Origin of the sequence: Bacillus sp. FSL W7-1034 (assembly GCF_038593365.1) — a bacterium.
Lineage (GTDB): Bacteria > Bacillota > Bacilli > Bacillales > Bacillaceae > Bacillus > Bacillus altitudinis.
The window spans coordinates 3,051,226-3,066,323 of the sequence record NZ_CP151989.1 but is presented as its reverse complement, the minus strand read 5'-3'; the positions used below and the strand labels follow the sequence as shown (position 1 = coordinate 3,066,323).

General features: G+C 42.1%; 14 protein-coding genes. 10 read left to right on the top strand and 4 right to left on the bottom strand.

What is annotated here, in order from left to right; all coding sequences use genetic code 11:
* Positions 1-66: 66 nt before the first annotated feature.
* Positions 67-1,383 (top strand): sensor histidine kinase, encoded by a 1,317-nt coding sequence (locus tag NST73_RS15885; RefSeq protein WP_039168275.1) that lies wholly within the window; start codon positions 67-69, stop codon positions 1,381-1,383.
* Positions 1,380-2,312, top strand: a complete 933-nt coding sequence (locus tag NST73_RS15880; protein ID WP_039168273.1) for a response regulator — start codon at positions 1,380-1,382, stop codon at positions 2,310-2,312. Before NST73_RS15885 ends, NST73_RS15880 begins: the two co-directional genes overlap by 4 nt.
* A 13-nt stretch (positions 2,313-2,325) precedes the next feature.
* On the opposite strand, the gene NST73_RS15875 is transcribed toward NST73_RS15880, so the two are convergent.
* On the bottom strand, positions 2,326-2,934 hold the full coding sequence (locus NST73_RS15875) for a TetR/AcrR family transcriptional regulator (protein ID WP_041507770.1): 609 nt from the start codon (positions 2,932-2,934) through the stop codon (positions 2,326-2,328).
* An 88-nt stretch (positions 2,935-3,022) separates the two neighbouring features.
* Here NST73_RS15875 and NST73_RS15870 point away from each other — a divergent pair, with 88 nt between their 5' ends.
* Entirely contained in the window at positions 3,023-3,571 is a 549-nt protein-coding gene (locus NST73_RS15870) for a hypothetical protein (RefSeq protein WP_017368056.1), read from the top strand.
* Positions 3,572-3,608: 37 nt separating this feature from the next.
* Here NST73_RS15870 and NST73_RS15865 read toward each other — a convergent pair whose 3' ends face one another.
* Genes NST73_RS15865 through NST73_RS15855 form a run of 3 tightly spaced genes read right to left on the bottom strand, consistent with a single transcriptional unit; the run spans position 3,609 to position 6,176 of the window.
* Entirely contained in the window at positions 3,609-4,547 is a 939-nt protein-coding gene (locus NST73_RS15865) for a metal ABC transporter substrate-binding protein (RefSeq protein WP_326241668.1), read from the bottom strand.
* Between the two features lie 13 nt (positions 4,548-4,560).
* The gene (locus NST73_RS15860) at positions 4,561-5,433 is read right to left on the bottom strand and encodes a metal ABC transporter permease (RefSeq protein WP_007500236.1); all 873 of its coding nucleotides are present in this window, start codon (positions 5,431-5,433) and stop codon (positions 4,561-4,563) included.
* Positions 5,433-6,176, bottom strand: coding sequence for a metal ABC transporter ATP-binding protein (locus NST73_RS15855; RefSeq protein WP_160758000.1), 744 nt, complete (start codon positions 6,174-6,176; stop codon positions 5,433-5,435). The genes NST73_RS15860 and NST73_RS15855 overlap by 1 nt, the downstream gene beginning before the upstream one ends.
* A 423-nt stretch (positions 6,177-6,599) precedes the next feature.
* Here NST73_RS15855 and NST73_RS15850 point away from each other — a divergent pair, with 423 nt between their 5' ends.
* The 7 genes from NST73_RS15850 to NST73_RS15820 all read left to right on the top strand — a co-directional run bounded on the left by NST73_RS15850 (position 6,600) and on the right by NST73_RS15820 (position 15,077).
* Positions 6,600-8,699, top strand: a complete 2,100-nt coding sequence (locus tag NST73_RS15850) for a heavy metal translocating P-type ATPase (protein ID WP_039168260.1) — start codon at positions 6,600-6,602, stop codon at positions 8,697-8,699.
* A gap of 116 nt (positions 8,700-8,815) precedes the next feature.
* Complete coding sequence (locus NST73_RS15845; RefSeq protein ID WP_008347618.1) at positions 8,816-9,532, top strand: DsbA family protein; 717 nt, start codon at positions 8,816-8,818, stop codon at positions 9,530-9,532.
* Positions 9,529-9,942 (top strand): disulfide oxidoreductase, encoded by a 414-nt coding sequence (locus NST73_RS15840; protein WP_007500241.1) that lies wholly within the window; start codon positions 9,529-9,531, stop codon positions 9,940-9,942. The genes NST73_RS15845 and NST73_RS15840 overlap by 4 nt, the downstream gene beginning before the upstream one ends.
* Before the next feature lie 344 nt (positions 9,943-10,286).
* Complete coding sequence (locus tag NST73_RS15835; protein WP_007500242.1) at positions 10,287-10,898, top strand: trimeric intracellular cation channel family protein; 612 nt, start codon at positions 10,287-10,289, stop codon at positions 10,896-10,898.
* Positions 10,899-11,214: 316 nt separating this feature from the next.
* Positions 11,215-13,230 (top strand): Na+/H+ antiporter, encoded by a 2,016-nt coding sequence (locus NST73_RS15830; protein ID WP_047945413.1) that lies wholly within the window; start codon positions 11,215-11,217, stop codon positions 13,228-13,230.
* 63 nt (positions 13,231-13,293) lie between these two features.
* Complete coding sequence (locus tag NST73_RS15825) at positions 13,294-14,163, top strand: ROK family protein (protein WP_342499207.1); 870 nt, start codon at positions 13,294-13,296, stop codon at positions 14,161-14,163.
* Between the two features lie 68 nt (positions 14,164-14,231).
* Positions 14,232-15,077 (top strand): aldo/keto reductase, encoded by an 846-nt coding sequence (locus tag NST73_RS15820; RefSeq protein ID WP_041507765.1) that lies wholly within the window; start codon positions 14,232-14,234, stop codon positions 15,075-15,077.
* Positions 15,078-15,098: the final 21 nt, after the last annotated feature.

Below are 15,098 nucleotides of genomic sequence, written 5' to 3'. Positions count from 1 at the left end.
TGGACTGTTTGTTTTTCTGAAGCTCACATAGTATACTATCGTCAATTATTAGGGATGTGACTGCGTTTGAATCTACTGAAAAAATGGTTGAATACAGAGCCTTATTTAATTATCATGCTCATTGTTCTGACTCCGATTGGGGGAGAGCTGAAATTTTATCCATTTGAGGATAGCTTTCGGGTCAGCTTTGGAACCGTTGTCTTTTTCTTTATCCTGCTTCAAATGAAAAAATTCCCGGCATGGGCAAGCGGCATCATTGCGGGGGGATCAGTGTTTGCATTCCGGGTGCTTCTTGATACCGCTGTGTCAGGCCACTTAGCGCTGGAAGAGGCCGTTTCTTTAAGATTTCCTTCCCTGCTGTATTACGTCGTCTATGGCACGCTTTTTTATGTATTACAGGTCAGACGTTTCCGTGATAAGCCTTGGCTCATTGGGGCGACAGGGATCATCATGGAACTATGTGCAAGTGTAGTCGAAATGATTGCACTCAGGGGAGCCATTGATGAAATTTTAACAGTGAGAACGCTGTTTCAACTATTTGTACTGGCGATTTTCAGAAGCTTTTTCGTATTGGCTTGTTATACGATGATTCGATTATACGAAGAACAGGCGAGAGAGCGCCAAATGAAGAAGGAAAAGGAACACCTGTTGATGCTGCTGTCAAATCTTTATACGGAATCTACATATTTTTATAAAACCCTTGCACATGCTGAGCACATTACAGCTACTTCATATCAATTGTATCAATCTCTGCATCATGCAAAGGATACGGAATCATTAGATTTGAAAAAACTCGGAAAAACAGCCCTGCAAATTGCAGGTGAGGTACACGAAATCAAAAAGGATAATCAGCGGATTTTTTCTGCCTTATCAAAACTGATTCATGAGGAAAACTTTCAGGAGTATGCAAGTCCTGCTCATATCGCTGGACTTGTGATCCGCATCCATGAAAATTACGCGGAATCTCTTAAAAAACAAATCGTTTTTCATTATGATGAAGATGGGCAGCATCCCGCTTATCACGTGTATACCATTCTATCTTTATTAAATAACATTGTGTCCAATGCCGTTGAAGCCATTCCGGTGAATGGAGAGGTATCACTATCCATTTTGCGGAAAGAAAATGATGTGATTTTTCAAATCAGTGACAACGGGCCAGGCATTAAGGAGCGTAACCATCATGTAATCTTTAAACCGGGCTTCACTTTAAAATACGACCAAGCCGGGAACCCATCAAGCGGCATCGGTCTTTCCTATGTGAAAGACACAGCCGAGAAGCTTGGCGGAAGTGTTGAAATGAAGAGTATCCCAAATCAACAAACGATGTTCACTTTAACGATACCAATTGATCAAGTCAGCAGAAAAGAGGGGAATGGGAGATGAGATTTTTTATTGTTGATGATGATGAAGCTGTTCGTTCTTCACTGGCACAGCTCATTGAAGATGAAGAGCTTGGCATTGTGGCAGGGGAAGCAGAGGATGGTGCTGAAGTAACAGCGAGCTACTTAAATGATTTGCATATTGATATCTTGTGTATTGATCTTCTGATGCCGGAAAGGGACGGTCTTGAGACGATTCGAGCGATCAAGGATGAATTTCATGGGAAATATTTAATGCTGTCACAGGTAGAAACAAAGGAACTCATCGGCCAGGCATATACGCTCGGTGTCGAGTATTATGTGACAAAGCCGATCAATCGGGTAGAGGTCTTAAGTGTGCTCCATCTCATGATTGAACGACTGCATTTAGAGCACTCAATTGAAAATATTCAGCATTCGCTCAAATCGGTCATGCAGTTCCAGCAGCGCGGACAGACAAAAACGAAGCAACGCGGGAAAAGTCTTGCAGAGGCAGGTCAGTTTTTGCTCGCGGAGCTTGGGATTGTCGGTGAAAAGGGGTCTAAGGATTTACTAGATATGATTCTTTTCACAGATCAGTATTTAGCGTTACATGCCGATCAGCACGACTCTTTTCCTTCATTAAAAGTAATTTTCACTGGCATCACAGAGGATAAATTAAACGAACCTTTTACATCAGCAGACATCGCAAGAGAAGCAAAAGCAGCGGAACAGCGGGTAAGACGTGCGATCAACCAATCATTGAAACACATCGCCTCGCTCGGGTTAACCGATTTTTCTCACCCAACCTTTGAAAACTATGCATCAAAATTTTTCGATTTTACCATTGTGCGTAAGAAAATGAGTGAACTCACAAAAGAGACAAGTGGAAGAGAAGAGCACACACGTATCAATGTGAAGAAATTTGTACAGGTGCTCTATTACGAGGCGAAACGAATTTTTATGGAAGATTAAAAAGACATGCTCTCTATAAGGAGGGCATGTCTTTTTTTGTGATGGATTGAAGATGCATCTGCAGCACGGAGCGCATAAGCTGAGGCGGTAAACGATGGGGCTGTACGATTCCATTCAATGCAAGCCCATTGATGACCGCATAAAGCCGCTCAGTTTCTAATAAAAGATCGATATGATCTAGCAGTAGCTCATCCTCTTTCAATTTCATTAAGCAAAATTGAACGGTTTGAAAAAGCTCGTCATACATCTTTGCATTGAGCGGCTGTAAATCTGGTTCAGTCAGTGCCTTGACTGTAAAAGCCTGCCACACCTCCATTTCAAATATTCGTTCTTCGTCTAGTGGAAGAACCTGCTCCAATAAAGTGAATACATTTTCCTCTGTTGAACCGTTTAATGGAAGCTTAGCAATTCGCTCCTTCACTCTTTCCTGAATTAAATTCATGGAGAATAGAAATAATTCTTGCTGTGTGGAAAAATAATGACGCATAGAGCCGGCTGAAATGCCAGCTTCAACGGCTATTTTTCGTACAGAAGCGCTTTCCAATCCCTCTTGTTTAATCACTCTCATAGCAGCTTGAGCGACCTTTTGTTTTTGTTTATGGTGATCGACGATTTTTGGCATACCTTGATTTTAGCACAACTATTGTTTTTTTAACACAGTTGTGTTATTTTTTATTTAATACAATCGTATTAAAAAGGATGTGGGGAAATTGGTCGGTTTATTGATTGTGGCATGTGAAATTGGTTTTTGGCTGTTTATTCTTATGGGCTTAACACTGCGTTATGTGTTTAAACAGAAAAAATGGGGTGCTTTCTTTCTTGTCTGTACGCCGGTTTTAGATCTCATCCTTCTTGCGGCTACTTATATAGATTTAAAGCAAGGGGCTGTGGCGAGCGTCATTCACGGGCTTGCGGCTGTTTATATTGGTGTGAGTCTGGCCTTTGGACATCAAATGGTGAAATGGGCGGATGCCCGGTTTGCTTATCGTTTTGCAGGTGGTCCTAAGCCAAAGGGGAAACCCAAGTACGGGAAGGAGCGGTCTTTGTATGAAATGGTGGGCTGGACGCGTCATTTCATCTCTTATGTCATCGGAGCGGGGCTATTATATGGATTGACCTATCTCATCCAAGCACCAGAACGAACGGAATCTCTGATGCAGCTTGTCAGTGTGTGGGGGATGGTCTTAACCATTGATTTCATCATTAGCATCAGCTACGTCATTTGGCCGAAAAAACACCCGGAAAATATAGCAGGATGACAAAAAAGACAGGCGGATTTACTCCACCTGTCTTTTCTTATGATGACAGTCCTTTATAAATGGTGTCAATATTCCATTTCATCATCTTATAGTAGCTGTCCCCATCTTCACCTTCTTTGCCAATAGAATCCGTAAACACTTTCCCCTTAATCGGAACTCCGGTTTCCTCAGATAGGCTTTCAAGGCTGCGCTTATCTACACTTGTTTCAAGAAAAAGGGCAGGAACTTGATGGTCTTTGACAAAATGAATGATGCGCTTCATTTGTCCAGGTGTTCCTTCACTTTCTGTGTTGATCTCCCAAATGTAGCCGGCTTTCAGTCCATACGCATCCGCAAAATATTTGAATGCCCCTTCGCTTGTGACAAGGAGTTTTTTATCTTTTGGCAGTTGATCAAACTTGTCTTTTGCTTCATCGTGAAGCGTTTGAAGCTTTTTGATATAGGTTTCAGCATTTTTCTCGTAATCCTCTTTATGCTCAGGATCTGCTTGAATGAGCGCATCTCTGGCATTTTGCGCATAAAGAATCCCATTCTCGACATTCAGCCATGCGTGTGGGTCCTGCTGGCTTTCAAGCCCTTTTGAAGACAAATGCTTCACTTTGACACCTTTACTCAGTTCGGCTACAGGTGCATCATCCCCGTCCTTGCCGCTCGATTCAAGCAGTTTTTGAAACCAGCCATTCCCTGTTTCAAGGTTCAAGCCATTAGATAGAACAAGGTCTGCATCCGTCGTATACTGAACATCCTTTGGCAGTGGGTCAAATTCATGTGGGTCTGTACCAATGGGAACAATGCTGTGAATAGAGACATGCTGTCCTCCTACTTCCTTCACAATGTCATAAAGAATGGAGTAGGTCGTGACAACTTTTAATTTATCGTCATCTTTTCCGGAACTTTTTTGCTGAGTAGAACAGCCTGCGATGACCAAAAGGGCAATACATACTGCGGTCAAACGGATTGCTAATACCTTCTTCATATATGTCCTCCTTTTACATAGACGCTTCCTTTTTTAACTGTGTTCGTTTTCGCTTCGATTTTAAGGATCTCCACAATATCCCTTGTTTCGGTGAAAAGATAAAGGCACTGCCGAATAATATGGTCGCGACCAGCACAATGGAAGCACCAGACGACAAGTTATACGTAAAGCTGAGCCCAAGTCCTACGACGGCTGAAACTGCTCCAAAAAAAGCAGATAAATAAATCATGATCCATAGCCGGTCTGTCAATAAATAAGCGGTGGCAGCTGGTGTAATAAGCATTGCAACAACAAGAATAATACCTACAGTTTGCAGGGATGCCACGGTCACTAAGGTCAATAAGGTCATGAGGAAATAATGGATCATGCGATTCGGTAAACCGTAAACGGAAGAAATGACTGGATCAAATGAACTAATGAGCAGTTCTTTGTAGAAAACAATGACAGCCAGCAAAATGAAAATACCGATGCCAAGCGTGATCCACATATCAGATGAACGAACGGCTAGTACGTTTCCGAATAAGATATGATATAAATCGCTGGAACTTTTCAAAAATGTAATCAAAATGATCCCAATGGAAAAAAAAGCAGTGAATACGATCCCGATGGCAGAATCATTTTTAATACGGCTGTTTTGACTGACATATCCGATGCCGATGGCTGTCAGTACACCAGTTAGAACCGCACCAAAGAAAAAGTTAATGCCGAGCATATAAGAGATGGCGACACCTGGAAGTACAGCGTGTGAAATCGCATCTCCCATCAAAGCCATTCCCCGTAAAATGATAAAGCAGCCAATGACGCCGCAGATGATCCCTACCATAACGGATGTAAATAACGCTTTTTGTAAAAACGCATATTCAAAAAGTCCGGTTAAGAATTCCATTACGCGTCTCCTCCTGCTGATTTTAAAAATGGCAGCTGTGTTTCGTATGCTTGGAGCATGACCTCAGGACGAAGAATATCATGGACAGGCCCTGCTTTGACCAGCTTCTTATTTAGAAGAACGAGATGGCTGAAGTAATCATCGGCTTTACTTAAGTCATGGTGGACGACCAGAATGGTTTTTCCTTCATCTCGTAATTCCTTCAAAATGCGGACCATCGTTTCTTCACTTGCCATATCAATTCCGACAAATGGTTCATCTAAACAAAAGAGCTGTGCGTTTTGAGCGAGTGCTCGCGCAAGGAAGACACGCTGCTGCTGACCGCCAGATAATTCCCCAATCTGTCTTTTGGCAAAGTCCTGCATCCCGACCTTTTCTAAGCAATGGTACGCATAGGCACGGTCTTCTTTTTTCGGTCGTTTGATTAGTCCGAGCTTTGGGTATGTGCCAAGCAGTACGGTATCCAGCACATGGATAGGAAACGTCCAGTCTAAATCATTTCTTTGCGGTACATAGGCGATCTGTTTTCTCACTTGTTTAAAGGGTTGTTCAAAAAAACGAATGTCGCCTTGATCCTTTTCAATTAAATCCAAACATGCTTTCAATAAAGTCGATTTACCAGCACCATTTGGACCAATGATTCCAGTCATTGTTCCTTCCTGTATGGAAAGAGAGACGTTTTCTAGTGCATCCTGTCCGTGGTATGAGACATACAGGCGGTCGATTGTTAAAGCATATGACATCTCTTAAGGCCCCTTTCGATCATCAATTGCGTTTCCTAAAAATATATGCATACATTTAATAATTTTGACTAAAGGATGAAATGATTCTCTAACGCTAATTTGTTTCCTTGAGGAAACTTTTATCTTATTCTAATCGTATGTCCTTCTTTTGTAAAGAGAAATGCTGAAATATTCCCATCAAGCGATCGTTTTTATGTTATGCAACGAAGAGGGGACATGAGCATGGATTATTGAAAATTCACATGACATCCTTGATTACGAAAAATCTCAAACATTTGCTTATAAATGATTGACAGTTTGTAAGAACTCCTCATATAATAAGGGTAATTCAATATATGAATATGTGCTCATATATAATATCTACAGCAGCTGATAGGTTTGATTGAATCAGGGAAGGCTACTTATATAGAAAAAGGTGAGAACATGAAAAAGATGAAGGATGAATACGTATTAAGCGGTCTCGATTGTGGAAACTGTGCACGTAAAATTGAAACAGGTGTCAGCAAACTCGAAGGAGTGGAAGCCTGCTCAATTAATTTTGCGACGGGTACATTAACTGTGACACATGCTGATGCACAAGAAACGATGTCAAAGCGTATTGAAAAAACCGTTCAGTCCATTGAACCTCATGTGAGTGTATCACCAAAAGAAGAAGGACATCACCACGATCACGATCATGGAACAAAGAATTTAAAAACGATTGTACTGAAATTAATTGGTGGTGCAGTCATTGGAACGGCGGCTTATTTTATACCTGACAATGGCTTACTGAAGTTCATCATGTTTTTCGCCGCGTATTTACTAGTTGGCGGAGATGTTGTCTTGAAAGCACTGAAAAATATTGTGCGCGGTCAAGTATTTGATGAGAACTTCTTAATGACCATAGCTACAGTTGGTGCTTTTGTGATTCAGCAGTATCCTGAGGCACTGGCAGTCATGCTGTTTTACCAAATTGGAGAACTGTTCCAAGGGGCAGCTGTGAATCGCTCTAGAAAATCAATTAGCGAATTAATGAATATCCGTCCAGAATACGCAAACCTCAAAGTGGGGCAAGAAACAAAAAAGGTAAAGCCGGAAGAAGTCAAAGCTGGTGACCGTATTGTCGTCAAACCAGGTGAAAAAATTCCTTTGGATGGACGCGTGATAGACGGTTATTCTCTTGTGGATACCTCTGCACTAACTGGGGAGTCTGTTCCAAGAGATGTGGAAGCAGGAAAAGAAGTGCTTGCCGGATTTGTGAACCAAAACGGTATTCTTGAAATTGAAGTGCAAAAAGAGCTCAGTGAGTCAGCGGTTACGAAGATTTTGGATTTAGTCGAAAATGCAAGCAGCCGTAAAGCGCAGACAGAAAACTTTATCACAAAGTTCGCTAAATATTATACACCTGCTGTGGTCGTGCTAGCTTTATTGCTTGCCTTTGTACCACCGCTTCTCATCCCATCAGCTCAATTGTCTGATTGGGTGTACCGGGCACTTGTCTTTCTTGTCATTTCGTGTCCATGTGCTCTCGTTGTATCCATTCCATTAGGTTTCTTTGGCGGGATTGGTGCCGCATCAAAACGAGGCATTTTAGTGAAAGGCAGTAACTACTTAGAAGCCTTGAACTCTGTTCGCTATGCGGTGTTTGATAAAACAGGTACTTTGACAAAAGGGAACTTTACAGTCACTCATATCGAAGCAGCGAATGAGAAATGGTCAGAAGAGGAATTGCTTTCTTTTGCAGCACTGGCAGAAGCGCATTCTTCGCATCCGATTGCAGAATCGATTAAGGCGGCTTATGGAGCGTCTCTTGATGAGAGCCAGATCGAATCTTACGAGGATATTGCGGGTCATGGGATCAAAGCGACAATTCGCGGAGCCCATGTATTGGCAGGTAACCATCGCCTTATGGAACGAGAGGGCATTGCTTTTGAAAAAGAAAAACGAAGCGGAACGGTTGTGTATTTAGCAATAGACGGTGAGTTTGCGGGATCGATCTTGATTGCAGATGAAGTAAAAGACGATGCAGTTGAAGCGATATCTTCTCTAAAAGCTGCGGGCATTCAAACCGTGATGCTTACAGGGGATGCTTCGCAAGTAGGAAATGCAGTCGCACAGCAGATCGGCATTGACGAAGTTCACACTGAATTATTGCCACAGGATAAAGTCGCCAAAATCGAAGACATGTATGAGAAAAAAGCATCTCAAGACAAATTATTGTTTGTTGGTGATGGCATAAACGATACGCCGGTTTTGGCAAGAGCGGATATAGGTATTGCCATGGGTGGACTTGGTTCAGATGCAGCAGTTGAAGCGGCTGATATTGTGATTATGACAGATCAGCCATCGAAGGTAGCGGAAGCTATTGCTGTCGCTAAAAGAACGAGAGCCATCGTATGGCAGAATATTGCGTTTGCTCTTGGGGTGAAAGCCGTCTTTCTCATACTAGGTGCATTCGGTATTGCAACGATGTGGGAAGCCGTCTTCTCGGATGTTGGTGTCACTGTACTGGCTGTTTTAAATGCGATGAGGGTCATGAAATAAAATTGTAAGGAAAAATTCATGAATAGCGTCTTTCATAATAGACCCCCTCTTGTTAAAATAGAAGAAGATGGATAATGGCATTTTCCTGAGCTGTTATCCTTTTTCTTTGTGAAGGAATGAATGAAAAAGATAAGGTAGGTGCTTTTGTGAGTAAAAAAAATAATCAATCTTCATCCATCAAGTTTGCAGTTATATTAACCATCATTGCAGCTCTTCTCATCGGTATTTTCGTTGTGATCGGTAACAACAACAGCCAAGAAGCACAAACAGTCGACAGTAAGCCGTCTATTAAAGGACAGCCTGTCATGGGAGATCAAAAGGCAAAAGTGCAAGTTGTCGAGTTTGGGGACTACAAATGTCCATCATGTAAATCATTTGAGACTGACATTTTCCCAAAATTGAAAGCAGACTACATAGATAATGGCGATGTATCCTTCTCATTTATTAACTTACCACTGCCTGTTCATGGGGACGGTGCGGTATTAGCAGCACTGGCTTCTGAAGAAGTGTGGAAAGAAGATCCGAAAAACTTCTGGGCATTTCATGAAGCGGTCTACAACGCACAACCAGATAGTGAAGCAGAATGGGTAACGCCAGCAAAGCTCACCGAATTGGCGAAGAAGACAACGAAAATTGATACGGACAAGCTGAAAGATAACCTATCAAAGAAAACATATCAGCCACAGCTGAACACAGATGATCAGTTGGTGAATCAATACAAAGTAAATGCAACACCAACTATTTTCATTAACAATAAACAAGTCCAAAACTTTTATGACTATGATGAAATCAAAGAATTAATTGATCAAGAGCTGAAAGGGAAAAAATCATGAAAAATAAACTGATTTACTTATACAGCGCTTGGATTGTCTCAATTGTGGCGACGATGAGCAGCCTGTATTTAAGCGAAGTAAAGAAGTTTATTCCATGTGATATGTGCTGGTTTCAGCGCATTTTCATGTATCCGCTTGTGCTTTTACTTGGAATTGCTACATTCCGTGGCGATGTCAAAGTGAAGTACTACGTTCTCCCTTTGGCCGGGATTGGTGCTTGCTTTTCCATCTATCATTATATGGAACAAAAGATTCCAGGCTTTGCATCGATTCGTCCTTGTCTAAGCGGTATTCCTTGTTCCGTTGATTATCTGAACTGGTTTGGTTTTATCACCATTCCACTCTTAGCTCTCATTGCATTTATTCTGATCATCATTAGTATGCTGCTTTTAAATGCAAAAGAAGATTGAGGAGATAGCCTGCTTAAAAGCAGGCTATCAGCGTGTAGACAAACCCTCGCATTCGGTGTCATTCCTGTGCGCTGGTGCTCACGAATGTCAAATTCGCTCCGCTCCAGTGCTCGTCTTTCCTAGACTGCAAAGGTTTTCTATCACGCTGAAAGTAGACAAAGGGATAAAATAAAGTTCATTTTATCCCTTTGTCAACAATCTGAGCCTGCTTAAAAGCAGGCTATTTTTTATTTTTGCAAAAAGATAAAATTTAAAGAAAATTTGTATTGCTTTTCATTTGTGTCAGATATACATTAAGGGGAGAGTGTTAGATGATCAGACAATGGTAAGGAGATAAGCGGAAAATGGCATGGGAAGTGTTAAGTATTATTGGCATTGTGGCATTCGCCATTAGTGGTGCGATTGTCGCAATGGAAGAAGAGTACGATATTCTTGGTGTGTACATTTTAGGGATTGTCACAGCATTTGGCGGGGGAGCAATTCGGAATCTATTAATTGGTCTTCCGGTGTCTGCTTTATGGTCGCAGGGCAAAATGTTTACCATTGCCCTTGTATCCATTACGATCGTGTTCCTATTTCCAAAGCTTTTGCTCAAGCACTGGAGCACGTGGGGGAATTTCTCGGATGCGATCGGTTTAGCAGCCTTTGCGATTCAAGGCGCATTATTTGCTGTACAAAGAGAGCTCCCGCTCAGTGCGGTCATTGTGGCAGCCATTTTGACTGGAAGCGGCGGCGGCATTGTGCGTGATTTATTAGCAGGACGAAAGCCACTTGTGCTAAAAGCAGAGATTTACGCAGTATGGGCAGCCCTTGGCGGTTTACTCGTCGGACTCGGCTTAGCGCAAGGAGAGCTTGCTTTATATCTGCTGTTTGTCATCCTCGTCATATGCAGGGTTTGTTCCTACTTATTCAAATGGCGGCTTCCCGCTAGGTCTTATTTTTTAAATAAAGGGTAAAGAAAAGGGCGATGTCGCTCTTTTTTTTATGTGTTATTCGAGCTTGATGTCAGCAGGTCAAGCTGTTTTCGTGTAAAATAAAAGTAGGTTCTTTATTCATCATTGGAACAATACACGAGATGAAAATATTGTCATTTGACTGAATATGTAGATTCAGTCTTTTTTTGCCTAGATGGATTGTTATGTGTTGGTTTCGCTTTTTGCGGGATACTAAAGAAACGCTCATGACCGAACGGATGGATCAGAAAGAAATGAACACATCTTTGCATGTAAGCAAAACATGACGGAAAAAATGAAATGGGAGGGACATGTACTAGTGGAGATTTTTTTGGCAGTGCTCGTACTACTAGCACTCATTGCATCATCTAATATTATCAATCGTTTTCTGCCCTTTATTCCAGTTCCATTAATCCAAGTGGGTTTAGGGATATTGGTCGCAGCTTTTCCTTCAGGTTTACATATTTCTTTAAATCCTGAGCTATTCTTCGTTTTATTCATTGCACCGCTGTTATTTAATGATGGGAAGCGTACCCCAAGGGACGAGCTGTGGAAATTAAGAGCGCCCATTCTTCTATTAGCTTTAGGGCTCGTATTTGCGACAGTCATTGTCGCAGGATATACCATCCATTGGATGATTCCAAGCATACCACTTCCAGCTGCATTTGCGCTTGCAGCGATTTTATCACCGACAGATGTAGTGGCTGTAAGTGCACTTTCCAGCCGTGTGAATATGCCGAAGGGGATCATGAGACTGCTGGAAGGCGAAGGGCTGATGAACGATGCGTCAGGACTTGTTGCTTTTAAATTTGCTATTGCAGCAACGGTTACAGGGGCATTTTCCATTGCAGAGGCATCCTTTAGCTTTGTTCTGATTGCTGCTGGCGGATTATTGACCGGATTTATTCTGTCGTTTTTTATCATTCGTTTCCGCTATTTTCTCCGCCGTTTAGGCATGGACGATGTCACAATGCACATCATCCTGCAAATCCTCACGCCGTTTGTGATTTATTTAGCAGCGGAAGAAATTGGCGTATCCGGCATTTTAGCCGTTGTTGCCGGTGGTGTGACACATGCCATCGAGCAAGACCGAATGGAAGCGAATTTAGCAAAACTGCAAATTGCTTCTTCAAACACGTGGAATATTATTTTATTTATTTTAAATGGCCTTGTTTTCGTTTTACTTGGATTACAAATTCCTGATGTATCGACCGTCATTTTCCAAGATGAAGCCTTTAATAATATGCAAGTCATCAGTTACATTTTAATCATTACATTCTGTCTAATGATTCTCAGATTCCTATGGGTTTGGCTGTTCTGGGCAGGGAACTGGAGTGTATCGAAAAAGAAGAACACGAAAAAACCGAAACTGCGTGCTTCCATGCTGATGACATTCTCTGGTGTTCGTGGTGCTGTTACATTAGCGGGTGCTTTCTCCATCCCGTTTACGCTTGCAGACGGCTCACCATTCCCTGAGCGTCATTTAATTATTTTCCTCGCAGCAGGCGTCATTTTATGTACACTCATTTTAGCGAGTGTGCTACTGCCTATTTTATCGGAGAAAAAAGATAAGCAAGTGGATGTGGACTTAGATACAAAGATTCAGCACGCAAAACGGAAGCTGCTGAGAAGTGCCATTAAAACGTTAAAAGAAGGAATGAATGAGGACAATCGAGAAGTATCCCTTGCACTCATCAATGATTTCCGAATGAAGCTACGAAATATTCAGCGGGAACCGTACCAGTTTGGTATGAGAAAACAAGAGAGAAAAATCAGACTGCATGGTATTAAAGCAGAACAGATGAAACTTCAGCAGTTGATTGAGGAAGAGAAAATCGACAAAGAAGAAGCATATGAGCTGCAGGAGAGATTTCATGAGCTGGAAATGCTCTATTCCAACTCCTTTAAAATTCGTTTCTCAAAAGTGAAGTTTCTGCGCTTACTACAATGGCTTCAATTGTGGCGTCCGCATCAGCGTATTTCGAGCGGCATATTAGAAAACGAGGAATCGTATAAACAAATCCGTAAGAAAACGGCTGAAGCTGCGGTGGATTCTATTAAGCACCATATGACCGAAGACAATCAACAAACGTGTCATCAAGTCATTGGGTTTTACAATCAAGTGATTTTCCGCTGTGAACATGGTCCTTCTTTCTTCCAGCAAAAGGATCGTACGTTTGACCGGAAGAAGAAAGAGCTTAACTTCCAAGCCGTACAGACGATTCGGAATGAAATCCAAACCTTATATGAAAATGGCGAAATCAATCGTGATATTGCTCATCATTTAAGGGAGTATATCAATGACATGGAAGCAGTCTTGCTGACCAATACATGATGTTGTCAACTTCTCCCCTTTGTTTTATGATGAAAAAAAGAGACGAGCAGGGGGAGAGGCAGGATGACATATTACGGAGCGATTGAAGCTGGGGGGACAAAGTTCTGCTGTGCCATTGGCAATGAGCATGGGGATATCATAGAGGAATTAATCATTCCAACAGAGCACCCGGAAAAAACCATCCAATCACTTATTCCATTTTTTCAGCAACATGAAATTGCAGCATTAGGGGTCGGTTCCTTTGGACCGATTTGTGTCCAGAAAGACGATCCTTCTTACGGTTACATCATGAATACGCCGAAAGTTGAATGGAAGCATTACCCGTTGATACCTGAGCTGGAGAAACAATTAGGTGTACCGGTGTCCTTTACGACAGATGTCAATGCCGCAGCATTAGGTGAACTGACAAAAGGGGCCGCCAAAGGGCTAAGCAGCTGTCTGTATATCACGGTCGGTACGGGGATTGGTGCCGGGGCTGTTGTGAAAAATGAGCTTCTCCACGGTCACTCACATCCAGAAATGGGACACATCCTGGTCAGGCAGCATGAATCAGATCAGTTTGCAGGTGTCTGCCCGGCGCATGGTACTTGCTTAGAAGGACTGGCGGCAGGACCATCTATTGAGGCAAGGTGGGGAAAGCCGGCTAAAGAGCTTACCGAAGAAGAAGAAGTTTGGTCTCTTGAAGCAGATTATTTAGCACAGGCATTAATGCAATACACGCTGATATTAAGCCCAGAACGCATCATCATGGGTGGAGGCGTCATGAAGCAAAAACAGCTATTTCCGCTCATTCGAGAGAAGCTGGCTGCGTATGTCAATGATTATGTCGACATGCCGCCGCTTGATACATACATTGTCTCTCCTGGACTTGAGGACAAGGCAGGTATGACAGGTGCTTTGCTACTAGCGATTGAAGCGAAGAGAAACGCCTGATAATAGAGTTTTCAAACGCAACATGAGATAATGAAAAAGATGGAATCTATGAAAAGGTGGTTGTTAACATGGTCAAAAGCTTGAATGATACCGTAACACTAAATAACGGAGTAGAAATGCCATGGTTTGGTTTAGGTGTATTCAAAGTGGAGGACGGCAACCAAGTGGTTGATGCCGTAAAAGCAGCCATACGAAACGGTTATCGCAGCATTGATACGGCTGCCGTTTATAAAAACGAGACAGGCGTAGGGAAAGCCATTAAAGAATCTGGCGTAAAAAGAGAAGAATTGTTCATTACGTCAAAAGTATGGAACACAGATCAAGGATATGACAAAGCACTCGCTGCATGCGACGCAAGCTTAAACCGGCTCGGTCTTGATTACTTAGACCTCTATTTGATTCATTGGCCTGGACCAAATGCAGATACATTTAAAGAGACATGGCGTGCGCTTGAGAAGCTTTATAAAGATGGAAAAGTAAGAGCGATTGGTGTCAGCAACTTCTACGTGCAGCATTTAGAAGAGCTGTTAAAAGATGCGGAGGTTGTTCCAGCGGTGAATCAAGTGGAGTTTCATCCAAAACTGACACTTGTAGAATTACGACAATATGCGAAAGAAAAAGGCATTCAAATTGAAGCATGGTCTCCGCTGATGCAAGGAAAGCTTTTGGATCATGACGTATTAAAGGAAATTGCAGCACAATACAACAAATCTGTGGCTCAAGTGATCTTGCGTTGGGATCTGCAAAGCGGCGTTGTCACCATTCCAAAATCAATCAATGAAGATCGCATTAAACAAAATGCCGACATTTTTGACTTCGAGCTTTCACAAGAAGACATGGAAAAAATCAATGCACTTAATAATAACGAACGTGTCGGGTCTAATCCAGAAACGATGACGGTTGGGTTTGAATAAATAAAATTATTCCCTCAGCGT

Excerpts from the sequence above, each read along its gene's own strand:
- NST73_RS15880 (WP_039168273.1), top strand. The coding sequence starts at position 1,380 with ATGAGATTTTTTATTGTTGATGATGATGAAGCTGTTCGTTCTTCACTG.
- NST73_RS15875 (WP_041507770.1), bottom strand. The coding sequence starts at position 2,934 with ATGCCAAAAATCGTCGATCACCATAAACAAAAACAAAAGGTCGCTCAA.
- NST73_RS15865 (WP_326241668.1), bottom strand. The coding sequence starts at position 4,547 with ATGAAGAAGGTATTAGCAATCCGTTTGACCGCAGTATGTATTGCCCTT.
- NST73_RS15860 (WP_007500236.1), bottom strand. The coding sequence starts at position 5,433 with ATGGAATTCTTAACCGGACTTTTTGAATATGCGTTTTTACAAAAAGCG.
- NST73_RS15855 (WP_160758000.1), bottom strand. The coding sequence starts at position 6,176 with ATGTCATATGCTTTAACAATCGACCGCCTGTATGTCTCATACCACGGA.
- NST73_RS15850 (WP_039168260.1), top strand. The coding sequence starts at position 6,600 with ATGAAAAAGATGAAGGATGAATACGTATTAAGCGGTCTCGATTGTGGA.
- NST73_RS15845 (WP_008347618.1), top strand. The coding sequence starts at position 8,816 with ATGAATGAAAAAGATAAGGTAGGTGCTTTTGTGAGTAAAAAAAATAAT.
- NST73_RS15840 (WP_007500241.1), top strand. The coding sequence starts at position 9,529 with ATGAAAAATAAACTGATTTACTTATACAGCGCTTGGATTGTCTCAATT.
- NST73_RS15835 (WP_007500242.1), top strand. The coding sequence starts at position 10,287 with ATGGCATGGGAAGTGTTAAGTATTATTGGCATTGTGGCATTCGCCATT.
- NST73_RS15825 (WP_342499207.1), top strand. The coding sequence starts at position 13,294 with ATGACATATTACGGAGCGATTGAAGCTGGGGGGACAAAGTTCTGCTGT.
- NST73_RS15820 (WP_041507765.1), top strand. The coding sequence starts at position 14,232 with ATGGTCAAAAGCTTGAATGATACCGTAACACTAAATAACGGAGTAGAA.